Source organism: Bacillus sp. 204(2023), assembly GCF_037027505.1.
GTDB classification, from domain to species: Bacteria; Bacillota; Bacilli; order Bacillales; family Bacillaceae; genus Bacillus; species Bacillus subtilis.
The window spans coordinates 52939-77447 of the sequence record NZ_JAXCHE010000002.1 but is presented as its reverse complement, the minus strand read 5'-3'; the positions used below and the strand labels follow the sequence as shown (position 1 = coordinate 77447).

General features: G+C 45.2%; 28 protein-coding genes, 3 riboswitches and 1 other annotated feature. Of the genes, 11 read left to right on the top strand and 17 right to left on the bottom strand.

Annotation, left to right across the window (positions count from 1 at the left end; translation table 11 throughout):
* Window positions 1-2: 2 nt before the first annotated feature.
* Window positions 3-689, bottom strand: a complete 687-nt coding sequence (ykoG, locus tag WA279_RS04845; protein WP_003232551.1) for a two-component system response regulator YkoG — start codon at window positions 687-689, stop codon at window positions 3-5.
* A gap of 101 nt (window positions 690-790) precedes the next feature.
* Window positions 791-903: riboswitch (TPP riboswitch) on the top strand.
* A gap of 96 nt (window positions 904-999) precedes the next feature.
* On the opposite strand from ykoG, the gene thiU reads away from it, so the two are divergent.
* The 4 genes from thiU to thiX are packed head-to-tail and all read left to right on the top strand — an operon-like array spanning window position 1000 to window position 4572.
* A complete protein-coding gene (gene thiU / locus WA279_RS04840) occupies window positions 1000-1602 on the top strand; it encodes an HMP/thiamine ABC transporter substrate-binding protein ThiU (protein WP_015252237.1) in 603 nt (200 codons plus the stop codon).
* Between the two features lies 1 nt (window position 1603).
* The gene (locus WA279_RS04835; protein ID WP_003232554.1) at window positions 1604-2203 is read left to right on the top strand and encodes an ECF transporter S component; all 600 of its coding nucleotides are present in this window, start codon (window positions 1604-1606) and stop codon (window positions 2201-2203) included.
* Window positions 2190-3833 (top strand): ABC transporter ATP-binding protein, encoded by a 1644-nt coding sequence (locus WA279_RS04830; protein ID WP_336154521.1) that lies wholly within the window; start codon window positions 2190-2192, stop codon window positions 3831-3833. The genes WA279_RS04835 and WA279_RS04830 overlap by 14 nt, the downstream gene beginning before the upstream one ends.
* Window positions 3808-4572, top strand: a complete 765-nt coding sequence (gene thiX, locus WA279_RS04825; RefSeq protein ID WP_336154519.1) for an HMP/thiamine ABC transporter permease ThiX — start codon at window positions 3808-3810, stop codon at window positions 4570-4572. Before WA279_RS04830 ends, thiX begins: the two co-directional genes overlap by 26 nt.
* 29 nt (window positions 4573-4601) lie before the next feature.
* Here the strand turns inward: thiX and rsbRB are convergent, their stop codons facing one another.
* Window positions 4602-5435, bottom strand: coding sequence for an RsbT co-antagonist RsbRB (rsbRB, locus tag WA279_RS04820; RefSeq protein WP_003232560.1), 834 nt, complete (start codon window positions 5433-5435; stop codon window positions 4602-4604).
* Window positions 5436-5657: 222 nt separating this feature from the next.
* On the opposite strand from rsbRB, the gene isp reads away from it, so the two are divergent.
* Together isp and metE are read left to right on the top strand one after the other, a co-directional pair.
* Window positions 5658-6617 carry a serine protease Isp gene (gene isp / locus WA279_RS04815; RefSeq protein ID WP_336154517.1) on the top strand — a complete coding sequence of 320 codons (960 nt, stop codon included), beginning with the start codon at window positions 5658-5660 and terminating at the stop codon, window positions 6615-6617.
* Between the two features lie 132 nt (window positions 6618-6749).
* Window positions 6750-6905: riboswitch (SAM riboswitch) on the top strand.
* 127 nt (window positions 6906-7032) lie between these two features.
* The gene (gene metE, locus WA279_RS04810; protein WP_336154515.1) at window positions 7033-9321 is read left to right on the top strand and encodes a 5-methyltetrahydropteroyltriglutamate--homocysteine S-methyltransferase; all 2289 of its coding nucleotides are present in this window, start codon (window positions 7033-7035) and stop codon (window positions 9319-9321) included.
* 37 nt (window positions 9322-9358) lie between these two features.
* Here metE and WA279_RS04805 read toward each other — a convergent pair whose 3' ends face one another.
* Complete coding sequence (locus WA279_RS04805; protein WP_014113536.1) at window positions 9359-9985, bottom strand: histidine phosphatase family protein; 627 nt, start codon at window positions 9983-9985, stop codon at window positions 9359-9361.
* 134 nt (window positions 9986-10119) lie between these two features.
* Here WA279_RS04805 and guaD point away from each other — a divergent pair, with 134 nt between their 5' ends.
* Window positions 10120-10590 (top strand): guanine deaminase, encoded by a 471-nt coding sequence (gene guaD / locus WA279_RS04800; protein WP_336154512.1) that lies wholly within the window; start codon window positions 10120-10122, stop codon window positions 10588-10590.
* A gap of 30 nt (window positions 10591-10620) precedes the next feature.
* Here the strand turns inward: guaD and WA279_RS04795 are convergent, their stop codons facing one another.
* Window positions 10621-10842 (bottom strand): hypothetical protein, encoded by a 222-nt coding sequence (locus WA279_RS04795; RefSeq protein ID WP_336154510.1) that lies wholly within the window; start codon window positions 10840-10842, stop codon window positions 10621-10623.
* A gap of 73 nt (window positions 10843-10915) precedes the next feature.
* On the bottom strand, window positions 10916-11326 hold the full coding sequence (locus tag WA279_RS04790; RefSeq protein ID WP_003232570.1) for an organic hydroperoxide resistance protein: 411 nt from the start codon (window positions 11324-11326) through the stop codon (window positions 10916-10918).
* 142 nt (window positions 11327-11468) lie between these two features.
* Here WA279_RS04790 and ohrR point away from each other — a divergent pair, with 142 nt between their 5' ends.
* Window positions 11469-11912, top strand: coding sequence for an organic hydroperoxide resistance transcriptional regulator OhrR (gene ohrR / locus WA279_RS04785; RefSeq protein ID WP_014476587.1), 444 nt, complete (start codon window positions 11469-11471; stop codon window positions 11910-11912).
* 30 nt (window positions 11913-11942) lie between these two features.
* Here ohrR and WA279_RS04780 read toward each other — a convergent pair whose 3' ends face one another.
* The 9 genes from WA279_RS04780 to WA279_RS04740 all read right to left on the bottom strand — a co-directional run bounded on the left by WA279_RS04780 (window position 11943) and on the right by WA279_RS04740 (window position 18909).
* Window positions 11943-12368, bottom strand: coding sequence for an organic hydroperoxide resistance protein (locus WA279_RS04780; RefSeq protein WP_003232574.1), 426 nt, complete (start codon window positions 12366-12368; stop codon window positions 11943-11945).
* Between the two features lie 125 nt (window positions 12369-12493).
* Window positions 12494-13741: a glutamate-5-semialdehyde dehydrogenase gene (gene proA / locus WA279_RS04775; RefSeq protein ID WP_327829182.1), complete on the bottom strand. Its 1248-nt coding sequence runs from the start codon at window positions 13739-13741 to the stop codon at window positions 12494-12496.
* An 11-nt stretch (window positions 13742-13752) separates the two neighbouring features.
* Complete coding sequence (proB, locus tag WA279_RS04770; RefSeq protein ID WP_327829181.1) at window positions 13753-14850, bottom strand: glutamate 5-kinase; 1098 nt, start codon at window positions 14848-14850, stop codon at window positions 13753-13755.
* Window positions 14851-14902: 52 nt separating this feature from the next.
* Window positions 14903-15113 (bottom strand) — a binding site (T-box leader).
* A gap of 87 nt (window positions 15114-15200) precedes the next feature.
* Window positions 15201-16103: a formyltetrahydrofolate deformylase gene (gene purU / locus WA279_RS04765; RefSeq protein WP_041056054.1), complete on the bottom strand. Its 903-nt coding sequence runs from the start codon at window positions 16101-16103 to the stop codon at window positions 15201-15203.
* 70 nt (window positions 16104-16173) lie between these two features.
* Entirely contained in the window at window positions 16174-16491 is a 318-nt protein-coding gene (gene ykkD, locus WA279_RS04760) for a multidrug efflux SMR transporter subunit YkkD (protein ID WP_015252242.1), read from the bottom strand.
* The gene (ykkC, locus tag WA279_RS04755; protein WP_003232583.1) at window positions 16491-16829 is read right to left on the bottom strand and encodes a multidrug efflux SMR transporter subunit YkkC; all 339 of its coding nucleotides are present in this window, start codon (window positions 16827-16829) and stop codon (window positions 16491-16493) included. The genes ykkD and ykkC overlap by 1 nt, the downstream gene beginning before the upstream one ends.
* Before the next feature lie 77 nt (window positions 16830-16906).
* A riboswitch (guanidine-I (ykkC/yxkD leader) is annotated at window positions 16907-17018 on the bottom strand.
* 32 nt (window positions 17019-17050) lie between these two features.
* Window positions 17051-17569, bottom strand: a complete 519-nt coding sequence (locus WA279_RS04750; RefSeq protein WP_122894610.1) for a GNAT family N-acetyltransferase — start codon at window positions 17567-17569, stop codon at window positions 17051-17053.
* Window positions 17559-18086: a DinB family protein gene (locus WA279_RS04745; RefSeq protein ID WP_336154505.1), complete on the bottom strand. Its 528-nt coding sequence runs from the start codon at window positions 18084-18086 to the stop codon at window positions 17559-17561. The genes WA279_RS04750 and WA279_RS04745 overlap by 11 nt, the downstream gene beginning before the upstream one ends.
* Window positions 18087-18177: 91 nt before the next feature.
* Window positions 18178-18909: a DUF421 domain-containing protein gene (locus WA279_RS04740; RefSeq protein ID WP_251187014.1), complete on the bottom strand. Its 732-nt coding sequence runs from the start codon at window positions 18907-18909 to the stop codon at window positions 18178-18180.
* A gap of 148 nt (window positions 18910-19057) precedes the next feature.
* Here WA279_RS04740 and WA279_RS04735 point away from each other — a divergent pair, with 148 nt between their 5' ends.
* The gene (locus WA279_RS04735; RefSeq protein WP_029946312.1) at window positions 19058-19282 is read left to right on the top strand and encodes a hypothetical protein; all 225 of its coding nucleotides are present in this window, start codon (window positions 19058-19060) and stop codon (window positions 19280-19282) included.
* A gap of 76 nt (window positions 19283-19358) precedes the next feature.
* Here the strand turns inward: WA279_RS04735 and hmpA are convergent, their stop codons facing one another.
* The gene (gene hmpA, locus WA279_RS04730; protein WP_336154839.1) at window positions 19359-20570 is read right to left on the bottom strand and encodes an NO-inducible flavohemoprotein; all 1212 of its coding nucleotides are present in this window, start codon (window positions 20568-20570) and stop codon (window positions 19359-19361) included.
* Window positions 20571-20795: 225 nt separating this feature from the next.
* Complete coding sequence (locus WA279_RS04725) at window positions 20796-21314, bottom strand: acyl-CoA thioesterase (RefSeq protein ID WP_336154501.1); 519 nt, start codon at window positions 21312-21314, stop codon at window positions 20796-20798.
* A 159-nt stretch (window positions 21315-21473) separates the two neighbouring features.
* Here WA279_RS04725 and WA279_RS04720 point away from each other — a divergent pair, with 159 nt between their 5' ends.
* Both WA279_RS04720 and pgl read left to right on the top strand, forming a co-directional pair.
* Window positions 21474-22334: a dimethylarginine dimethylaminohydrolase family protein gene (locus WA279_RS04720; RefSeq protein WP_003232597.1), complete on the top strand. Its 861-nt coding sequence runs from the start codon at window positions 21474-21476 to the stop codon at window positions 22332-22334.
* Window positions 22335-22423: 89 nt separating this feature from the next.
* On the top strand, window positions 22424-23473 hold the full coding sequence (pgl, locus tag WA279_RS04715; protein ID WP_336154498.1) for a 6-phosphogluconolactonase: 1050 nt from the start codon (window positions 22424-22426) through the stop codon (window positions 23471-23473).
* Window positions 23474-23515: 42 nt separating this feature from the next.
* On the opposite strand, the gene WA279_RS04710 is transcribed toward pgl, so the two are convergent.
* Entirely contained in the window at window positions 23516-24505 is a 990-nt protein-coding gene (locus WA279_RS04710) for an ABC transporter ATP-binding protein (RefSeq protein WP_336154496.1), read from the bottom strand.
* Window positions 24506-24509: the final 4 nt, after the last annotated feature.

Sequence of the window (24509 nt, the reverse complement as noted above, 5' to 3'; positions counted from 1 at the left end):
GTTTACCCCTTAATGGCGTAGCCGACCCCGCGAATCGTATGGATCAGCTGTTTTTCGTAAGGATAGTCCAGTTTTTTTCTGATGTATCTTATGTAGACGTCCACGACATTGGTATCACCGATATAATCAAATCCCCATACCGAGCTTAGAATTTGCTCCCGTGTCAGCACTTGCTGCGGATGCTTTAGCATATAGACGAGCAGATCAAATTCCCGCGGCGTTAATTCCACCTCTTTGTCTCCGCGTCTCACTTCACGGGTTTTTTCGTTCACCCGCAAATCGTCATATGTAAGAAAGGTGCCGATATCTTCAGTTTTTGTTCCATTTTGTCGCAGCGCCGCCCTGATTCTCGCAAGCAATTCCTCGATTTCAAACGGCTTGGTGACATAGTCATTTGCACCGATGTCCAGACCTGTTACCTTATCAGGAATACTGTCTCGCGCCGTTAATAATATGACCGGTGTCTGCGAATCCGTTTTTCTCAAGCGGCGCAGCACTTCCAGTCCGCTAAGCCCCGGAAGCATGACATCAAGAAGCACCAAGGAATACCCGCCTTCCGCTGCCGCATCCAGACCTTCTGTGCCATTGTGTTTGATCGTGACGCTGTATCCTTCATATTCCAATTCAAGCTGAAGAACCCTGGCGATTTTTTCTTCATCTTCCACAATTAATATGTGTCCTTTTTCCAAATTTGATCATCCTCTCCCGTCCCTATATGAAAAAAATGATTTCGTTGTTTACAAAATGATTCTTATCATCTATTATGATGTCAAAATAAAAAATTGTATACGGAAAGCACTAGGGGTGCTGTTTTGGCTGAGATAAAGCGCGAAAGAAACGCGCTTTGATCCCTTATGACCCGATCTGGATAATACCAGCGTGGGGAAGTGCAGGTTGACCGAATGGTGTATTTTTTTGTGCGCTTAATCGATCTATGACTGCATATTCCCTTAGGATATGCAGTTTTTTATTTTACCAAAAAAACAGGAGGTCGGAGAAATGGAGCATATTTGCGGTACAAGCAGAATCGCCGGTTTTCGCTTCTCTTTATATCCGATGACGGATGATTTTATCAGTGTGATCAAGTCTGCGCTGAAAAAAACAGATACATCCAAGGTTTGGACGAAAACCGACCATATCAGCACGGTGTTACGCGGATCGATTGATCATGTATTCGATGCTGCAAAAGCCATTTACCTTCATGCAGCAAACAGCGAACAACACATCGTCATGAACGGCACGTTTTCCATTGGATGCCCGGGTGACACACAGGGGGATACATATCTTTCCAAAGGTGATAAGCGTGTCAATGAAGATGCTGTCCGAGGCTTGAAGGCGGAAGCGCCGTGCCAATTTGCCCTTTATCCAATGAACGAGCCGGATTATATGGGATTGATTATGAAGGCTGTCGACATTGCAAAAGCCCAAGGCACTTTCGTACAGGGTGTCCATTACGCGAGCGAGCTTGACGGGGATGCGCATGACGTATTCAGCACATTGGAAGCCGTTTTCCGCATGGCTGAGCAGCAAACAAACCACATCACCATGACTGTGAATCTTTCGGCTAACAGTCCATCAAGAAAAAACAGAAAGCAGGGATAAAATGAAAAGCTGGAAAGTAAAAGAAATTGTCATCATGTCCGTTATCAGTATCGTATTTGCCGTTGTTTATTTATTATTTACACATTTCGGAAACGTGCTTGCAGGTATGTTTGGGCCAATCGCCTATGAACCGATTTACGGCATTTGGTTTATCGTTTCTGTGATCGCCGCGTACATGATTCGAAAACCGGGTGCGGCGCTTGTTTCTGAAATCATTGCCGCTCTCGTTGAGTGCCTGCTGGGAAATCCGTCTGGCCCGATGGTCATCGTCATTGGCATTGTTCAAGGGCTCGGGGCTGAGGCTGTATTTCTTGCAACACGCTGGAAAGCATACTCTCTCCCTGTCCTTATGCTGGCCGGTATGGGGTCTTCAGTAGCCAGCTTTATCTATGATCTCTTTGTTTCTGGCTATGCAGCCTATTCACCAGGTTATCTGCTCATTATGCTTGTGATCCGCCTCATTTCCGGCGCGCTTTTGGCGGGGCTTCTCGGAAAAGCTGTCAGCGACTCTCTCGCTTATACAGGTGTGTTAAACGGAATGGCACTCGGAAAGGAACTGAAAAAGAAACGGAAGCGGGCGTCAGAACATGCAAGCCTTTGATGAGCTTCTGACGGTTGAGCAGCTCAGCTTCTCTTATGAAGAAGACGAGAAACCGGTTTTTCAAGACATTTCGTTTGAGCTTCAAAAAGGAGAATGTGTTTTATTATTAGGACCGAGCGGATGCGGTAAAAGCTCGCTCGCCCTTTGTTTAAACGGTCTATATCCGGAGGCTTGCGACGGCATTCAGTCCGGACATGTCTTTCTATTTCAAAAGCCGGTCACAGATGCTGAAACCTCCAAAACGATTGCTCAGCATGCCGGGGTCGTTTTTCAGGATCCTGATCAGCAGTTCTGCATGCTGACGGTGGAGGACGAAATAGCGTTCGGGCTGGAAAATCTGCAAGTTCCAAAAGAAGCAATGACAGAGAAAATCAACGCCGTATTAGAAAAATTACGCATTACCCATTTAAAAGAAAAAATGATCTCAACCCTTTCAGGAGGACAAAAGCAGAAAGTGGCTCTCGCCTGTATTTTGGCGATGGAGCCTGAGCTTATTATTTTAGATGAGCCGACCTCTCTTTTAGACCCTTTCTCAGCGCGGGAGTTCGTTCATCTGATGAAAGATCTTCAGCGGGAAAAAGGTTTCAGCCTCCTCGTCATTGAGCACCAGCTTGATGAATGGGCGCCTTGGATTGAGAGAACGATCGTGCTCGACAAATCAGGCAAAAAGGCGCTGGATGGCCTGACGAAAAATCTATTTCAGCATGAAGCGGAGACACTAAAGAAATTGGGCATCGCCATTCCAAAGGTCTGTCATCTGCAGGAAAAGCTGAGTATGCCGTTTACTTTATCAAAAGAGATGCTGTTCAAAGAGCCTGTTCCTGCCGGGCATGTCAAAAAGAAGAAAGCCCCTCCTGGGGAGAGTGTGCTTGAAGTCAGCAGCCTTTCGTTCGCGAGAGGACAGCAGGCGATTTTCAAAGACATCAGCTTTTCGTTGCGCGAAGGCTCTTTAACGGCGCTTGTCGGTCCGAACGGAACTGGAAAATCGACGCTCCTATCAGTTCTGGCCCGTCTCATGAAACCGCAAAGCGGCAAAATCCTTCTCTATGATCAGCCGCTGCAGAAATATAAAGAAAAAGAATTGCGTAAACGGATGGGATTTGTTTTTCAAAACCCTGAGCATCAATTCGTCACCGATACGGTGTATGACGAGCTTCTGTTCGGCCAGAAAGCAAATGTTGAAACTGAGAAAAAAGCGCAACACCTGCTGCAGCGTTTTGGTCTTGCGCATTTGGCTGATCATCATCCGTTTGCGATCAGCCAAGGGCAAAAACGGCGACTGAGCGTTGCTACTATGCTCATGCATGACGTAAAGGTTTTATTATTAGACGAACCCACCTTTGGCCAGGACGCCCGCACAGCGGCTGAATGCATGGAAATGATTCAGCGTATCAAGGCAGAGGGAACCGCTGTCCTTATGATTACACACGATATGGAGCTAGTCTCTTCGTATGCTGACAGCGTGCTTGTGCTTCACGATACGGGCCTGGCCTTTGACGGATCTCCAGCGCAGTTGTTTTCTCAAGAAACAGGGCTTGTCCAAAAAGCAAAGCTCACACTTCCCCTTCTATATGAATGGATGGCATATCAAGAGGAGGTGCGTGATGAAGCAGCCGTTACATCTCATTAATCCGACTGTGAAAGCGGCGGCGGTTTTTTGTTGTGTCGTCATGCTGTCGTTTATTTACAACCCTTACACTCCGGCATGTTTTTATATCATCATCGTTGCGGGCGTTCTACTGGCGGCCGGAATCCCATTGAAAAAATGGTTGTTGTTTACGATTCCGTTTTTGGTTTTAGCATTCGGATGCGTGTGGACAGCCGCAGTTTTTGGAAAGGTGCCGACAACACCGGATAATTTTTTGTTTCAAGCAGGCCCTATCTCCATTAACAGCGATAATGTGTCTGTCGGCATCTCTCTCGGGTTTCGTATTTTATGCTTTTCTGCCTTATCGATGATGTTCGTTTTTACGACCGATCCGATTTTATTTATGCTGAGCCTTGTCCAGCAGTGCAGGCTCTCACCAAAGCTCGCGTACGGTGTCATTGCAGGCTTTCGCTTTCTTCCGCTGTTAAAGGATGAGGTCCAGCTGATTCAGCAGGCTCATAAAATCAGAGGAGGAGCGGCGGAGAGCGGCATCATTAATAAAATCAGTGCGTTAAAACGATATACCATACCGCTATTGGCAAGCGCCATCAGAAAAGCGGAACGGACAGCGCTTGCGATGGAATCGAAAGGTTTTACAGGAAGCAGAAACCGGACATATTACAGGACATTGAGCGTGAACCGGCGCGACTGGGTGTTCTTTTGCCTCGTCCTCATATTATTCGCGGGATCCTTTCTCGTATCTTTATGTTTTGCATCATAAAAAATCCGCTATCAAGATAGCGGATTTTTTTATTGATGATAGTTTAATGCTTGTGCAAGGTTGGTTTTAATGGTAATATTCGAAAAGTCAATCCCCAGCTGTACAGCAGTTTGCGCAATTTCAGGCCTGATTCCTGACAGGGTTGACCGGACACCGATCAGATTAAGCGCCTCAATCAATTTAAAGATCTGGTGCGCCACCATCGTATCCACCACAACAACACCTGACAGATCGATTAACAGATGCTCCACACGTCTTTTCGCACAAGCTTGAAGCGTGTTTTCCAGAATAAACTTCGCCCGTTCGGTATCAATGTCACCGACAAGCGGCAGCAGAGCTGTTGATTTGCTCAGGGTAATGACAGGTGAGCTTAATTCCAATATCATTTCTCTTTGGGCGTTTAATTGCTGCTTGGCATTCATTTCAGCGTGATCAACGAATGTATAAATGGTGAAATCAAATACTTTTACAATCAAATCTGCCCATTTTTGCTTCTCTCCCGGTTCAAACGCTGATTCATTTTCTTCTGCGAACTTCTCAAAATACTTCGTATATAATCTCCTGTTTCTCATAAACTCCCGAATGACATACTGAACCGGTGTGTCGAGATGTTTTTGATCGTTGGTCAGCTCAATGACCCACTCTTGAAACTCTTCGAGAAATTGTTTTTCCGGTAAAACATACATGTAATTCAGATGCCGGTAAAACTCTCTGTCCTGCTCTTTCAATTCTTCCGTTACTGTTGCATTATGTAGGGCGTAAAGCGAATTCGGATCACTTTCCTCCATCGTTTCAATCCATTCCTCGGCCATTTGTTCCACATGCTCTGAAAAAAATGCATATAATTTTTCATTCAGTTTCATGACACTGCTCCTTTCCCCAACACTATTATAACTTGACTTACAGTTGAATCCCAGTCATACATGTTGAAGCCATCCAATATTTTGAAGATTACTAATTCTTTGGTGTGTATCCTATTTTTTCAAAATGCTTCAAATGGCTCTGTCCGAGCGCTTGCTTTTTTCATATAATATGAGGCAACACCCTTGAATCCACTTGCAAGCATAAAAAAGGAGGGCTTTTTTATGAATGGTGAAATCCGCTTGATCCCGTATGTGACGAATGAGCAGATCATGGATGTAAACGAGCTTCCTGAGGGCATTAAAGTGATTAAGGCGCCAGAAATGTGGGCAAAAGGGGTAAAAGGCAAAAATATTAAAGTTGCTGTATTAGACACGGGCTGCGACACAAGCCACCCTGATTTAAAAAATCAAATCATCGGCGGAAAGAACTTCACGGATGACGACGGCGGCAAGGAAGATGCGATTTCCGACTACAACGGACACGGCACACACGTCGCCGGAACAATTGCAGCTAATGATTCAAACGGAGGCATTGCCGGAGTCGCGCCTGAGGCAAACCTATTGATTGTGAAGGTTCTTGGCGGCGAGAATGGCAGCGGACAATACGAATGGATAATCAACGGCATCAACTACGCGGTGGAACAGAAAGTCGACATCATCTCAATGTCCCTTGGCGGGCCAAGCGATGTGCCAGAGCTGGAAGAAGCAGTGAAAAACGCAGTGAAAAACGGAGTGCTTGTCGTTTGTGCAGCGGGAAATGAAGGTGACGGCGACGAACGCACAGAAGAGCTTTCCTACCCCGCAGCTTATAATGAAGTGATTGCAGTTGGATCTGTTTCTGTAGCGCGAGAATTATCAGAATTTTCTAACGCAAATAAAGAGATTGACCTTGTGGCACCAGGAGAAAACATCTTATCCACCCTTCCCAACAAGAAGTACGGTAAGCTGACCGGCACTTCAATGGCTGCCCCTCATGTCAGCGGTGCGCTTGCTTTAATCAAAAGCTATGAAGAAGAATCATTTCAAAGAAAGCTTTCTGAATCTGAGGTTTTCGCACAGCTAATCCGCAGGACACTTCCTCTTGATATTGCAAAAACGCTGGCAGGCAATGGATTCCTGTATTTAACAGCTCCTGATGAGCTCGCAGAAAAAGCAGAGCAATCACATTTGTTGACCCTATAAGATTATTTTTCTTATATAATATACACCACATCATGTAAATAAAAATTTCAAATTCTATGTTGACAATGAATTTGAATTACTGTTAAGATTACCAACAAATGATTCAACTTTTCAAAAAATTAATAACATTTTCTCTTATCGAGAGTTGGGCGAGGGATTGGCCTTTTGACCCCAACAGCAACCGACCGTAATACCATTGTGAAATGGGGCGCACTGCTTTTCGCGCCGAGACTGATGTCTCATAAGGCACGGTGCTAATTCCATCAGATTGTGTCTGAGAGATGAGAGAGGCAGTGTTTTACGTAGAAAAGCCTCTTTCTCTCATGGGAAAGAGGCTTTTTGTTGTGAGAAAACCTCTTAGCAGCCTGTATCCGCGGGTTAAAGAGAGTGTTTTACATATAAAGGAGGAGAAACAATGACAACCATCAAAACATCGAATTTAGGATTTCCAAGAATCGGACTGAACCGGGAATGGAAAAAAGCACTTGAAACGTATTGGAAAGGCAGTACTGATAAAGATACGTTTTTGAAGCAAATCGACGAACTATTTTTATCCGCAGTAAAAACGCAAATTGACCAGCAGATTGATGTTGTGCCTGTTTCTGATTTCACACAGTATGACCATGTACTCGACACAGCAGTCAGCTTCAACTGGATCCCGAAACGGTTCAGACATTTGACTGACGCTACCGATACATACTTCGCTATCGCCCGCGGAATCAAAGACGCCGTATCTAGTGAAATGACAAAATGGTTTAATACAAATTACCATTACATCGTTCCGGAATATGACGAGAGCATTGAGTTCCGTCTGACAAGAAACAAACAACTCGAAGATTATCGCCGGATCAAACAGGAATACGGTGTGGAAACAAAGCCTGTGATTGTCGGCCCTTATACGTTCGTTACGCTTGCTAAAGGCTATGAACCGTCTGAAGCAAAAGCGATCCAAAAACGCCTTGTGCCATTATATGTACAGCTTTTGAAAGAGCTTGAAGAAGAAGGCGTAAAATGGGTTCAAATCGATGAGCCGGCGCTCGTTACCGCCTCTAGTGAAGATGTCCGCGGTGCAAAAGAATTATTTGAAAGCATTACAAGTGAGCTTTCATCCTTGAATGTGCTTTTGCAGACGTATTTTGATTCTGTTGATGCTTATGAAGAGCTGATCTCTTACCCGGTTCAGGGGATTGGCCTTGATTTCGTTCACGACAAAGGCAGAAACCTGGAACAGCTTAAAACACATGGCTTTCCGACAGACAAAGTGCTGGCAGCCGGCATTATCGACGGACGCAACATTTGGAAAGCGGACCTTGAAGAGCGTCTCGATGCCGTTCTTGATATTCTCAGCATTGCAAAAGTTGATGAACTGTGGATTCAGCCTTCCAGCAGCCTGCTGCATGTTCCAGTAGCGAAACACCCTGATGAGCATTTGGAAAAAGACCTATTGAACGGATTATCCTACGCAAAAGAAAAGCTGGCCGAGCTGACAGCTTTGAAAGAAGGCTTAGTATCAGGAAAAGCGGCGATCAGCGAAGAGATTCAGCAGGCTAAGGCTGATATCCAGGCGCTTAAACAGTTTGCAACAGGCGCCAATTCTGAACAAAAGAAAGAGCTTGAGCAATTAACTGATAAAGACTTCAAGCGCCCGATTCCGTTTGAAGAACGTTTAGCCCTGCAAAATGAATCTCTCGGCCTTCCGCTTTTGCCGACGACAACGATCGGAAGCTTCCCGCAGTCTGCTGAAGTGCGGAGCGCGCGCCAAAAATGGCGGAAAGCTGAGTGGTCCGATGAACAATATCAAAACTTTATCAATGCGGAAACAAAAAGATGGATTGATATTCAAGAAGAATTGGAGCTTGATGTCCTTGTTCACGGCGAATTTGAACGGACAGACATGGTCGAATACTTCGGTGAAAAGCTGGCCGGTTTCGCCTTTACTAAATATGCCTGGGTTCAATCATACGGCTCACGCTGTGTCCGCCCGCCAGTCATTTACGGAGATGTTGAATTTATTGAACCGATGACAGTGAAAGACACAGTCTATGCACAGTCATTGACTTCCAAGCATGTGAAAGGAATGTTGACGGGCCCGGTTACAATCTTAAACTGGTCTTTCCCTCGAAACGACATCTCGAGGAAAGAAATCGCCTTCCAAATCGGGCTTGCCCTTCGCAAAGAAGTTAAAGCGCTTGAAGACGCAGGCATTCAAATCATTCAAGTCGATGAACCAGCACTGCGTGAAGGCCTTCCATTGAAAACCCGCGATTGGGATGAGTATTTGACTTGGGCGGCAGAAGCATTCAGATTAACCACTTCTTCCGTGAAAAACGAAACACAAATTCATACACATATGTGCTACAGCAACTTCGAAGATATCGTTGATACGATCAATGATCTTGATGCCGATGTGATTACAATCGAACATAGCAGAAGCCACGGAGGATTTTTAGATTACTTAAAAGATCACCCGTATTTGAAAGGGCTTGGCCTTGGTGTATATGACATTCACAGCCCTCGTGTGCCGTCAACTGAAGAAATGTACAATATTATCGTTGATGCGCTTGCCGTCTGTCCGACTGACCGCTTCTGGGTAAATCCAGACTGCGGATTGAAAACAAGACAGCAGGAAGAAACGGTTGCAGCATTGAAAAACATGGTTGAAGCTGCAAAACAGGCAAGAGCACAGCAGACACAGCTTGTATAAAATAGAAACCATCTGTCTTTGGCAGATGGTTTTTCTATTAGAAAGCGGAAATCGGTTTCCGATGCTTCCCGTCCCCTTCTATTAATATTTTGGCTGTTCCATTTTCATCAAATTCCACAAGGCTCAATGATGTATCATGTATGTAAGCAGAATTCCATATGTCATGAACGCGTCTTCCCTTTATGATATTTAACAGCATTAATATAAAGACAGAATGGGTAACCAAGAGAACATTACCGGAAGAATGGCTGTCTAAAATCGTTTGGAGAGCCAGCCTTACCCGGTTTTCAAAGTCAAAAAACGTTTCACATCCCTGCTGGCGATAAGCTTCGGGATAATGAAAATAAGCATGAAAAAGATCTGGTTCGTCCCTTTCAATATCTTCTTGTTTTTTCCCTTCCCATGAGCCCAGTGACATTTCTCTGAACATATGATCTTTAACCAGCGGGAGCCTCCGCGATCCCAGTACGGTTTTTGCTGTCTCTTCTGTCCGCTTGCTCGGGCTGATGTATACCTGATTCAATTCAATATCCTTCAGACGCTCCCCAAGAGCGCGGGCGTTATACAGTCCAAGTTCTGTTAAATCAGAATCCAGCCAGCCCTGCATCCGTTTTTCCACGTTCCATTGGGTCTGTCCGTGCCTGGCAATATATAAATGCAGCATCATTACCCCTCCTCTTTTCTCCTCTTATCTTAGCAAATCCCCCAATTACTTTGTTTATTTTGCACTTTTTTAAGAATGTTCTTTGCATTCTTTTCGGCTATACTAATAACACTCTATTGACAGGAGGGATTGGGATGAATCATGAAACGTTCTTAAAACGGGCTGTCACTCTCGCATGTGAAGGAGTGAATGCAGGAATCGGCGGGCCTTTTGGAGCCGTTATCGTAAAAGACGGAGCCATTATTGCAGAGGGACAGAACAACGTCACAACAAGCAATGATCCGACTGCCCACGCGGAAGTCACAGCTATTCGAAAAGCCTGTAAGGTGCTAGGAGCATACCAGCTTGATGACTGCATTTTGTATACGAGCTGTGAACCATGTCCAATGTGCTTGGGCGCCATCTACTGGGCCCGGCCTAAAGCCGTTTTCTATGCAGCTGAGCACACAGACGCTGCCAAAGCCGGGTTTGATGATTCATTCATTTATAAAGAAATTGATAAACCTGCTGAAGAAAGAACGATCCCCTTTTATCAAGTGACTCTTATGGAGCATTTATCCCCGTTTCAGGCATGGCGGGATTTTGCCAACAAGAAAGAATATTAAAAGGATCAGGCATGTGCGGCCTGATCCTTGTTATTTCTCCAAGTAGCCGCTATGCCCTGTGCAAATACAAAACAGCAATCCTGCGCGCCGGAATTCAGCTTGGCAGACACCGAGCCAGCCGCCCCCTTCATCTGTAACTTTTGCAGGCTTTAAACGCTGTGATCGCTTCTCTGACGTTTTATCAATTTCTGTGCCCACCCCGTTCCGCGTCAATTCATAATGGATATAAGTCTGAATCCATTTATAAGACATGTCTCAGACTTCGAAAAGATCACACCCGCTCCGACACCAAAAAACATCCTGAGAACACTCAGGATGCCGGTCATTATTTTAATTCTAGTTTTACATCAACATTTCCTCTGGTTGCCTTAGAATAAGGACAGAATTCATGAGCGGCGTTGACAAGCTCTTGTGCCTTTTCCCGATCTAAATCTTTCGTGTTCACAACAAGTGTGACACCGATTTTAAACCCGCCGTCGCTCTCATCCTTCATGAGGCTGACCTGCCCTTCAATCTCCGAATCAATTTCGATATTCTGCTCTTTGGCTACGTGTTCGAGCGCGCCGCCGAAGCATGCAGCATACCCTGCCGCAAAGAGCTGTTCCGGATTTGTGCCGGTTTGTCCTTCTTTTTTGGCATTTGGCATGACAATATCAAAATCAAGAACACCGTCATCTGATGTAATATGTCCTGCCCGTCCGCCTCGCGCGGTTACTTTTGCTGTAAATAGTGCCATATTTCCCAACCTCCTTATTTGTATCTAGTTGTTATATTTCCCTTTCTGATCTTTTTAAACATGCTATGTTTGCCGAGAATAGGAAAAGTGAGGTTTTTCAGATACAATAGAATTGAATGACAAAAAAGAGTTGGTGAACAAAATGGAAAATAAATTTGATCATATGAAATTGGAGAATCAGCTATGTTTTTTGCTATATGCAAGTTCGCGGGAAATGACAAAGCAATACAAGCCGCTGCTTGATAAGCTGAATATAACATACCCTCAATATTTGGCTTTGCTTTTGTTATGGGAACATGAAACGCTTACTGTCAAAAAAATGGGCGAACAGCTGTATTTAGATTCAGGAACGCTCACTCCGATGCTTAAACGAATGGAACAACAGGGTTTGATTACGAGAAAAAGATCTGAAGAGGATGAGCGGTCCGTGTTGATCAGCCTGACAGAGGACGGAGCGTTATTAAAAGAAAAAGCGGTTGACATTCCAGAGACAATTCTGGGGCTCTCAAAGCAGTCTGGGGAGGATCTCAAACAGTTAAAATCCGCTCTATATACATTGCTGGAAACACTTCATCAAAAAAATTGAGGATGCCTTGTACAGGCATCCTCTTTTTATTTATTCAGCAACTTCAAGTGTCACATCAATATTTCCGGAGGTTGCTTTTGAGTACGGGCAGACGCCGTGCGCTTTTTTCACAAGCGCCTCCAATTCTGATGCACTGACTCCTTCTCCTTTTACTTGCAGCGTCACACCCAGCTTATAGCCCTGGTCCGCTTCATCCTTTAACAGGCTAACATTCGCTGTAACCTCTGTCTCTACTTTTACCCGTTCTGTTCTTGCGACAAGCTGCAGGGCGCTGTCAAAGCAAGCTGCATAACCTGCTGCAAACAGCTGCTCTGGATTTGTCGCTTTTTCTAATTTCTTGGCTCTCGGTGTCCCCGGCATTGCGACATCAAGCTCAAGAACGCGGTCTGATGAAATGACCTTTCCTTCTCTTCCTCCTACCGCTGAAACAGTTGCTGTAAATAATGGCTGACTCATTTTTCATTCCCCCAATATATTTTATACAATTAAATTGTACACAATTAAATTTAAAATGTCAATTTTCCGCGTATAAAAAAGCTTATCTCTTAATGAGATAAGCTTTTTCATTGAACATTGCCCCGCTATTCACGGATTTGCCCAGTTCCTTTAATGATGTATTTTGTAGAAGTCAGTGCAGGAAGCCCCATCGGTCCTCTTGCATGAAGCTTTTGCGTGCTGATGCCGATTTCGGCTCCGTAGCCGAATTCAAAGCCGTCGGTAAAGCGGGTTGACGCGTTATGATAGACCGCGGCAGCATCGACAGCCGTTTGAAAATATGCCGCGTTTTTGTCATTTTCAGTTAAAATTGCTTCTGAATGATTGGTGCCGTATTGTTGGATATGCTTCACAGCTTCTTGGACGTTTTCAACCGTCTTTACACTGAGGACAGGCGCTAAAAATTCGGTTTCCCAATCTTCTTTTGATGCTTGTTTGCTTGAAGGATGAAGTTCACACACCAATTCATCACCCCGAATTTCAACTCCCGCGTTTTCCAGCTGGCCCAGCAATTCTTTCCCGTGCTGTCTTGCCCAAGCCTTGTGAATCAGCAATGATTCAATCGCGTTGCATACGGAAGGGCGTTGCGTTTTGGCATTTACGACAACCTTTTCTGCCATTTGCGGTTTGGCTGTTTCGTCAATGAATATGTGGCAGTTTCCTGCTCCCGTTTCTAATACAGGAACTGTTGATTCTCTCACAACGAGATCAATCAGTTTCTTGCCTCCGCGCGGAATCAATACGTCTAAGCCATCATTTAACGTAAAGAGCTCTTTTGCTGTCTCTCTGGTCGTATCCTCAATCAGCTGCACAGCGTGAATCGGAAGCGCTGATTGCTCAAGTGCTCTGTGAATGACACTGACGAGCGCTTTGTTGCTATGGATGGCTGAGGAGCTTCCCCGCAGCACAACCGCGTTCCCTGTCTTCAGGCAAAGGGTAGCCGCATCAACTGTGACGTTTGGCCTCGCCTCATAAATCATTCCTACGACACCGAGCGGCACACGGATTTTTTCAATAAACAGGCCGTTTTCTTTTTCAATCGTTTCAAGAGAGTCGCCGATTGGGTCCGCTAAGTCGATTAAGAGCTCCACCGCGTCCGCGATATCGCGTATCCGTTTCTCATCCAATGTGAGACGGTCAATGATGTCCGGTGTTAAACCATTCTCTTTTCCTTTTTCAACGTCTTTTGCATTCTCCGCCAAGAGAAAATCAAGTTCTTTGCGGAGTCCGTTTGCAATGAGGCTGAGCGCCTCATCCTTCTCGGCTGTTGTTTTCATGATCATTTCGGCTGCTGCTTCTTTCGCCAGCTTCGCTTTTACAGAAACTTCACTCATTTTTCCGCCTCCTAGTCGTTTACATTGACCCAGTCATTCCTATGAATAACCTCAAACGTTTTCTCAAAATCAAGTTCGTCACTGCGTTTGCCTTTGGCCCTCATAATCTCCTCAGAGGAGTAATGGGTTTGGCCTTTGCCGATCACGCCGCCCGGTCCCCTGACTTCCACAACCGCCCCTTTCGGAAAGCTTCCGTTCACACCCACAACGCCAGCGGGCAAAAGGCTGCTTCCATTATGGATCATCGCCTCCTCAGCACCCGCATCAATGATAATTTCTCCCGATATCGGCGAGTGGAACTGAATCCACTGCCTTGTGTTGTTAACCGAAGATAGTTCTTTGTCTCCGATATAAGTGCCGTCTCCCCTGCCGTCCAAAATGTCCGCAAGTTTTTGCTCTCCGCTGCCAGTTCCAATGAATACTTTCACTCCCAGAGACAGCGCGGCTTGTGCGGCTAACAGCTTTGATTTCATTCCGCCGGTGCCGACCTTTGATCCAGCTGAACCTGCATATCCAAGCAATTCAGGCGTGATCTCTGGCAAATAATCAAATCGTTTCGCCTCAGGATTTTCATTTGGATTGGCATCATACAGTCCGTTAATGTCGGTGAGAATCATGAGCTGGTCCGCGTGAATCAATCCGCTGACTAACGCAGAAAGCATATCATTATCTCCGAATGTCAATTCTTCAACAGATGTAGAATCGTTCTCGTTGATAATCGGAATGACGCCGCGTTCCAATAATTCCATTATCGTAGCATACGCGTTTCGGTACCGTTCTCTTTTCGAAAAATCATTTCTCGTTAAAAGGATTTGTCCCGGAGTCAGCGAGTATTGTTTAAATTGATTCATATATTGCTGCATTAACAGTGTTTGTCCGACCGCGGCCGCCGCCTGTTTTCCTTTTATGGTAACGGGGCGGGACGGATAACCGAGGCTGGAAAACCCCGCCGCTACGGCACCCGAGGTAATCAGAATCATTTCATGCCCCGCTTTTTTTAACACGGAAATCGCCTGAACATGCTCTCTGATTTTTGCCTCATCAATGCTTCCTTTGCTATTCGTGAGCGAACTGCTTCCTATTTTCACTACTATTCTTTGTTTTTTCATTTATTCTCCTCCGCGGCTCTTCTACAATAAAAAAACCCATTTCATCCTGATTCATAAGGACGAAATGGGTTTCCGTGGTACCACCTTGATTGAACGCGCTTGTGCACGCTCCGCTCTCCTGTAACGCCAGGTTATGCGCCTAGGTTTTCCCCCTAGGACTCCAAGGCAGGTTCGGCAGGTTTCATGCGGCAAAATGTTTCAGCGATTCATTTTGCTCTCTGTCACAGAAAGGTCTGCTTACTAATCCTCTTCAACGCTCAATGATTTTTTTATATTATGCAAAGAAAAAAGACACTTGTCAAGGTTTTTTGTTATCAAAAATAGCCCGCATTGCGCGGGCCTCTTGCAGTCTAGTTAAAGACGATTGTTTTATTTTCATGAACGATGACACGGTCTTCCAAATGCCATTTCACAGCACGGGCAAGCACGCTGCGCTCAATTGTTCTTCCGATGTTTTTCAGCGCTTCCGCATTATCGCGGTGGTCCACACGCTCAATATCCTGTTCAATGATCGGCCCTTCATCAAGATCGTTTGTCACATAATGAGATGTCGCACCGATCAGTTTCACACCGCGCTCGTAGGCCCGTTTGTACGGATTCGCACCGATAAAAGCTGGCAGGAATGAATGGTGGATATTGATGATGCGATTCGGATGAGCCGAAACAAAATCAGGAGTTAGAATCTGCATATAGCGTGCGAGCACGATGACATCAACATCGTACTGCTCCAGCAGTTCAAGCTGCTTCTTTTCGACTTCCGCTCTGATGTCTTTGTTCGCTTTCATATAGTGGAATGGAATGTTCAGGCGCTCAACCAGCTCTCTCGCTTCCTCATGGTTACTGATGACAACAGCGATCTCCGCCATCAGGTTGCCGGTTTGCCATTCCCAAATCAGCTCATGCAGGCAGTGGAGCTCCTTTGAAACGAAAATAGCGACACGCTTCAGTTCGCTTGCCAAAGTTAAGCTCCATGTCATGTCGAATTTTTCCGCAACAGAGGCAAACGCCGCCTGAAGAGATGCTTTTTTCTCACGAATGCCCGCGCAGTCGAATTCGATTCTCAGGAAGAACCGGCCGCCTTCAGGGTCTGTCGTATATTGATTTGATTCTATAATATTGGCACCGTGTTCAAATAAAAACGCGGAAACGGCAGAGACGATACCCGGCTGATCGGGGCAGCTGACCAAGAGCCGCCCTTTATCCTCATTTCCGTCACGGTATTCGTCCAACCGCTGAGTCATATATGATTTCATGAATAATCCCTCTTATCTTTGTAAGTCTAAACTATTTATCCATTATACTGAAGATTTGATAAAAATCAATTTATGACAGAATTTTTAAACCAACTGCTGAGCATAAAATCAACGCGATAAAGAAGATCCGTTTGGCGTCTTTCTGCTCCTTGTAAAAGAGGATGCCGATAAGCGCCCCGCCGGCGGTGCCAATTCCTGTCCAGACCGCGTAAGCCGTTCCCATCGGAATGGTTTCCATTGCGTACGACAGCAAGGAAAATGAAGCGGCAAAACCAACAATGATCAACAGCACCCATTTCACGCTTTTTTCTTTCGCATATTGATTCATAAGGGCCACGCCGGCCATTTCTAAACAGCCCGCGCACAGTAAACTGATCCAGTGCAGCATTATGCCTCGCCTCCTTTTTCCTCTGTCTCATCCTGTGTCACAAGCTTCAACCCGATTACACCGATTAAGAGCACACCAATTAACAGTAGCTTCGGCCATCCAACCGGTTCATGAAAGAGAACGATTTCACTAAGTACTGTTCCCGCTGTGCCGAGCCCGGTAAAGACGGCATACACGGTACCAACAGGCAGACTGTGAGTCGCCTTCATTAGAAGGTAAAAGCTGAATATGATGCCGATGGCAGTGCCGCTCCATGTTAAGGCTGAGTCAGCGTGCTTTAAGCCTATCACCCAAACAACCTCGAAAACAGCGGCAAGCACGACCAATCCCCATTTCATTTTGAGTCATTCCTTTCTATCTATTAGGATTCTCCGAAAACAAAAAAACCCCGGACAGTCGTCTCACATGAGATTGACTCTCCCGGGCTTTTTTCCCTCCGTGTGCATACGCGCTTCTATTTACGCGTATGTGTTTTCTCTCGGACCAGTCCATGTCAATTGACATGCGGAACCCTAGAAAACTTTACATGATATCATGATACTAAACTCAGCTCTATCTTTCAATTGTAAGATTTTCTTTCATATACCGCGATCGGTTTATTCCATTTTCTGATCGTTTTGCTGTAATGCATGCCGATTTTCTCCGCTACCCGTATGGACGCTTTGTTACCCGGATCAATCAAAGCCGCCATTTTGCCGAACTGCCGCTCGTTAAAGCCATAGTCCAGACAGGCCCGAGCCGCTTCTTGCGCATAGCCGTTCCCCCAGTGGCGGCGGGCAAACATATAGCCAATTTCCATTACAGTTTGATTTTCAATCTGCTGGGGAACGATGCCGCATTGCCCCAAAAACTCCCCTGTCCGCTTATCTTCGGCGATCCACAGACTAACGCCGTATCCTTTTTCATTTCGTTGGTTCCAATTGACCCACTCGCGGGTTTGCCTCTTATCTTTTAAACCGGAATAATATTTCATGACGTCAGGATCATTAAAAAGCAGCCCAAACAAAGTGGCTTGATCCCGATCTTCCATACAGCGCAAACGAATTCGATCAGTCACAAGCTTCGTTTTAGCGTTCATACTTCGCCACATCCTGCTTCCATTCTTTTTTGAGAGCTTCAATATGTGCCTGATGATAGCGGTTATGATCTGCCATATGCCAAATTCCCCATCGTATCGTCGCGGTGTCACCTTCGAAGGAAAGCGGCTGGTTCAAAGCATTTTCAGTTAAAGTGAAGCATACCGATTTCAACTCCTCTACTACATGCTGATGTCTTTTCAGGAGTTCATCTAAGTCTGGCTGATTCACCGGTTCAGACAGCCGTCCGCTTTCATCTGTCATCGGGCCGTATGCCTGTTCAATATGGTTCGGTATCCGATTTTCCTTGATACGCCAGACCCATCTGATATCAACATTTGTGATATGGTGCAAAAGCTGAGCCGTGCTGTTTTTTGTTTGGCAGCGCCCCTTATAGTAAAGTTCACTGTGTGTCATATGGCTTACGATGGAAGCCAGACGGAGACTGTTTTCTTCCACTGCGGAATACAGCAAACTGACCGTTGGCGCCATGTCGTTTCTTATGGATAAGTCCTTCATGTTCAGTTCCCCTCCTAACTAGGTACATTTGACACCAAACAAAAATCCCCTTTAAAAAAGAAAAAAGCCCTCATTACAAGAGAGAGCCATCTTAATTGTTATTTCCCGGTTTATATAAGTAAGGATCATGCTGCGGTTCATTAGCGGTATTTAAATCAAGGGATATATCACCGCGTGCATTCATCGTGCCAAGGGTAATCGAAGACAGCAGTTTGGGGCTGTACCCTTTTTCCACAAGCTTCTCAAACAGCCAAGATCGGTTTTTTTGGAGATATTTCAAATTATGATCAAGGATTTCGCCATCCAGTATGAGCGGAATCGGGATAAAATTCCGTTCAGCTTCCATATTCAAATCCCGCACCTGCACCGCTCTCGCTTCCTCTTTCGGGATGACGCTTACTTCTCCCGTTTCTTCAATGATAGCAAGATCAATGTCAGCCGGGTCGGCATAGCCCTTTTCCCTCAGCTTTCCAAGCAGCTCATTAACAGTCAGCCTTTCTTTACGAAGGCCGCGTTCATCAATATCCCCGTTTCGGATTAGGACAGTCGGGCTCACGACTAGGAGCCAACGCCATTTATTAGATAAAGAGAGCTTGCTCATGATAAGATAAAGCACCAAAAAAGCACCCGCATAATAAATTGACATCGGCAGCTTGGATGTAAGGATCGGCTCACTGATAATGGTTCCGATTGCGAAGGTCAAAAGCAGATCAAAATTGTTCATTTGTGACACAGCTTTTTTACCGGCAAGCCGAAACAAAATATATGCAATCGAAAATACGATAACTGGCTTCAGTAAAAATACCCATACCATCCATAACACCGATCTTTACCTCCATCCGCTGGTCATATTGAGCCTATTGTGCCCCGTGGCAGGCCCGCTATGCATCAGTGTCTAAATAGGCGAACGTGCACATCGCCTGAACATAACATAATAGAAAGTGACACCGATTGGAGGTGCAATACGCAATATGAAAAATCAGAAGTCGAATACCCTTTGGCCCTTTGATCTGCCATTGGCTCCCCAACCCGCGGGCTACCAGCAGCAAACAATCGACAGGCTGGCCGGTTTGGAGCTAAGGATGGAGCAACTAATTAGAGCGATTGAGGTAAACAATGAATTACTGAGAACAATGCAAGAACAGCAAAACCGTGTATGCACAAATGGCGGCGGGTCTGTGATTGTCCGGATGTAGAAACCGGCGCTTGTCTACCTTCTTATATCTCAATAAAAAACTCTTCTCTGAAAGGAGAAGAGTTTCATGTATGTGTTCAAACGGACTGCGCCAAACTTAATTGCGGGCCGAATAGCTCGTAATGGATAGATTCCGGCGCTGATCCGAGCTCTGATACAAGCTTATGCATTGCCGTAATAAACGACGGTGAACCGCAAATATAGTAATCCGCATCTGTGTTGGCAATCAGTTCTTTGAGGAATTGCTGATCAATCTGTCCTTCATGAAAATGCAGATCACCTGCACGGTCTTCCTCTGTCGGCTCGCGATACACAAATGCTGTTTTAACAGCAGAATGTTTTGCTGCTTCTTCTACTTCATGGCGCAATGCATGATACTCACTGTTTTTCGCCGCATGAATGAACAGAACTTGCCGTTCAGGCTGTTTGGAAACAGATGTTTTCAGCATGCTGATCATTGGTGTAATGCCAACTCCGGCACTGATCAAAACGAGATCTTTTTGTGATGCATGATCCAAAACAAAGTCCCCTGCCGGTGCGCTGATCTCTATTGAATCTCCCTCCTGCAGCCCATCGTGTAAGTAGGAAGACACGACACCATCTTTTTTTACTGAAATTCGATAATAATCTTTTCCCGGCATATCAGACAGGCTGTACTGGCGGATATGCGTATATTCAGAATCAGGAATCCGAACTTTTAAGCTGATGTACTGCCCCGCTTCGAATTCAGGTAACGGCTTGCCGTCTTCCGGTTTCAAATAGAAGGATGTAATTTCTTTGCTTTCCCGCTCTTTTTTTGCGATAACGAATGGCTTATACTCCTTCCAGCCGCCGGCTTGCTCTTCAGCCTGTTCATACATGTCTTTTTCAATTCCGATGAACGCGTCAGCAATGACTCCGTACGCTTTTTCCCATGCCTGCATAATGTCAGGAGTTGCAGCATCTCCCAATACATCTTTAATGGCAATCAGCAAATATTTACCGACGATCGGATAGTGTTCAGGCTTAATTCCAATACTGCGGTGCTTGTGGCCGATTTGTTTGACAACCGGAATGATGTTTCCTAATTGGTCAATGTTTGCCGCAGCTGCAATAACGGCATTTGCCAGTGCAGTTCGCTGTGTTTTTTTCTTTTGGTTTGTTTGGTTAAAAATGTTCAAAAGCTCTGGATGGTCTTGAAACATTCGATCGTAAAAACGGCCAGTGATTGTTTCACCATGCTGTTGCAATACGGGTACAGTGCTTTTAATAATTTCGATTGTTTTGTTATCTAACATTGTATAAACAATCCTTTCAAAAAGATGTATTTAGAATATATCTTTAAAATACATGATCTCACGATTAAAAGATATATCTAAAATGAATCTTTTATAAAGTTGTCACAAAATTATCAATTTAACGTGACATTTGTTGCTTTTTTATAGAATTCCCTAGCAAAAACGGACTAACCATTGTAATAATCACCATTGAAAAGCACAAAAAACCCAAAACAACTTATGTTTTGGGTTTAACGTTCACCAAGGTTTATCAGTTCCGAGCGCATTTGCAAGCGCTTGGCTGTGTTTCTTGCGGTTCTTTCGTTCATTAGCGCGCTGTACTGCTGTATTATGAAGCATGATTTCTTCTTCTGTTTCCGGTACAACTCTCGGTACAGGCACCGGCTTGCCATTTGAATCTAATGCGACAAATGTCAAAAAGGATGTGGCAGCGAGTTCCCGTTCGCCAGTCATCAAATGCTCCTTAATAACTTTCACAAATACTTCCATGGAAGATGTGCCGACCCATGTCACATATGACTCTAGGCAGACAGAATCCTTTTGCCCGATCGGCTTTAAAAAATCTACAGAATCCATTGAAGCTGTTACCGTTTCACGTCTGCAATGGCGCGCCGCGGAAATAGAGGCAATGTCGTCTATGTAGCTCATTAATTTTCCGCCAAACAGCGTATTATGGTTGTTCGTGTCAAGCGGGAACACCCTGCTGGTTTTTACAACCTTTGACTCTTTACAAAATCTTCTTTCCGGTGTTTCCATACCTTTCTCCCCTTTGATGTCTGATCTTTTAGCTAAATGCACTTATATTCTCCTATTAAACAATATTCTCTTCCATTTGTCTAAAATTTAAAATGGTTTAATGATTTTCATGATGAGGGAATAATAAATGTATTCTTCACACTTTAGGAGGAAAAACAAATGGACGTATCCATCCCGAAATCTCAGCACAAAACAGTATGCCGAACGGAATACGGCACACTTCAGAAAGTGATCTTATGCAAACCTGAGCACATGACCATAAAAGATGTTATAAACGAAACACAAAAACATTTTGAAGATGACAATATTCATGTAAAAACCGCCAACGACCAGCACAGCCGCTTAGTGGAGGCACTTAGGTCACATAACGTTGAGGTCGTCCTTTTGCCCGTTCGCGACGGACTCCCGGAACAGGTTTTTACTAGGGACATAGGATTTGTCATCGGAGAAAAAGCCTTCCTGTCGAGCATGACTGAACCGATTCGCCAAGGAGAAGAAGCCGTTATAAAAGATTTTTTTCACAGCCAAGGTATCTCTTACACCCGTATGCTTGATACGAGTATTGAAGGCGGAGACGTCATTATCGATGATGACATTGTCTATGTCGGAATCAGCCAGCGCACCGACATTTCAGCTATCGGCCAGCTGGAAGAGGCACTTCCTGAATATACGATCGTTCCAGTGAAGCTTCATGAAAAATTTTTGCATTTGGACTGCGTATTTAACATTGTATCTGAAAGCGAAGCGTTAATTTATCCACAGGCCATTGAGCCAGATGCAGCCGATATGCTGGCAAAACGTTATGATCTTATTGAGGTGCCCGAGGACGAACAATTTACGCTTGGCACCAACGTCCTTTCAATCGGAAAAAAAACGATCATCAGTCTCCCTGGCAACCGCCATGTCAATCAACAGCTATCGAAAAGAGGCTATCACATTATCGAAATTGACCTGTCAGAAATTATTAAATCAGGCGGCTCCTTCAGGTGCTGCACAATGCCGCTGATTCGAGGCGAATGAAGAATCTTCCCCTTTTTCATGTTTTGAACAGCTTATTTTAGCAATATACGTTAATATAGAGGTGACATCATTTTTAAGGGGGAAATCGCATGACAAAATACATAGGATATGTCGGAACATATACAAAAGGCGGAAGCGAAGGAATTTATTCATTTGAGCTTGATACTGAGAAAAAAGCACTCAGCGAGCCAAAACTTGCCGCAAAGCTGGGCAACCCGACATATGTGGCGCCGAATAAAAACAACACCATCCTTTATTCCATCGAAAAAGCAGACGGCCAAGGCGGAGTTGCTGCCTATCAAATCGATAAAAACAGCGGCGAGTTGACATTTCTGAATCATCAGTTAATTGACGGCCCTTCACCATGCCACGTAAGCGTTGATGATCAAAATCAATTCGTACTGACTGCCAATTATCACAGCGGGAAGGTACACGTTTTTCCGGTTCAGGAAGACGGCAGCTTGCAATCACCTGTTTCAGAGGCCGCTCACACAGGAAGAGGGCCGCACGAAAGACAAGAAAAACCGCATACACACTACGCGGGGTTCACACCTGAACACAATTATGTGGTAGCGGTTGATTTAGGTATAGATAAGCTGTACACCTATAAGCTGAAAGACGGCGTATTGACTGAATCCGGAAACCATTCCTTCGCTCCCGGTGCAGGACCTCGCCATATCGCTTTTCATCCGAAAGAAAAATACGCTTATGTCATGACAGAATTAAGCAATGAAGTGATTGCGCTTGAATACAACCCGACAGCCGGTGAATTTAGAGAAATCCAAGTCGTTTCTGCCATCCCTGATGATTTTACAGATAACAGCCAGGGAAGCGCAATTCATGTCACGCAGGACGGACGTTTTGTTTATGTCGCAAACCGCGGCCATGACAGTATCGCCGTATTTGAAGTGAATCAATATTCAGGAGAGCTGGCTTTCGTAGAAAGAGTGTCGACAGAAGGAAACTGGCCTCGTGACTTTGTATTTGACCCAACGGAAGGGTTCCTCGTTGCTTCGAATGAAGAAACAGGCAACCTTGTCTTGTTTGAAAGAGACAAAGAAACCGGCCGATTGACACTCCTCCCATCAACGGTTTCTGTCCCTTACCCGGTTTGTGTAAAGTTTTTACATCAAGTATAAACAAATGGAGTGGCTCTAGTAAAAAGGAGCCACTCTTTTTATTTATCTCACTTTTTCCTTCGTTTCAGCATTTCGATACAAATGGCAAGCGACAAAACGGCCCGGTTCGATTTCTTGAAGCTGGGGACGAGATTCACCACATTCAGGCATCGCCTCCGGACAGCGGGTACGAAACACGCATCCGCTCGGCGGATTGACCGGGCTCGGCAGCTCTCCTTTTAAGAGAATACGCTCACGCTTGTCCTCCAATTCAGGATCTGGAATCGGAATCGAGGACAAAAGCGCCTTTGTATAGGGATGAAGCGGTTCACGATACAAGGTGCCGCTCTCTGTAATTTCCATCATGTGTCCTAAGTACATAACACCGATCCTGTCACTGATATGCTTCACCATCGAAAGATCATGGGCAATGAATAAAAACGTTAGCCCTTTCTCTTTTTGAAGCCGCTTCAGCAGGTTGACCACCTGCGCTTGAACAGAGACATCAAGTGCAGAAATCGGTTCGTCTGCCACGATAAATTCAGGATTCAGTGACAGTGCTCTGGCAATCCCGATTCTCTGCCTTTGTCCACCGCTGAATTCATGGGGATAACGGCTGCTAAAATCTGGATGAAGCCCTACTGCCTCAAGCAGCTCGTCCACGACGAGAAGCCGTGCTTTATGGGTATTGTAGAGGTTATGAATCTCCATCGGCTCCAAAATAATTTCTCGAACGGTCATGCGCGGGTTAAGTGAAGCATAAGGGTCCTGAAAAATCATCTGCAGTTTGCGGTTGAAGGCAAACTGCTCTTTTTCACTCAGTGCATGAAGATTTGTGCCACGGTATGTCACGCTTCCTTCTGTCGGCTGATAAAGGCGCATCAGCACTCTCCCCAAGGTTGATTTCCCGCACCCTGATTCCCCGACTAGCCCGAACGTTTCTCCTTCATGAATCTGAAAGGTGACCCCGTCGACGGCTTTGACTGTCCGCTTTTTCCCTGCGTCAAAATGCATTTTCAGCTGGCTGACCTCTAACAAAGGCAGTCGCATCATTTGT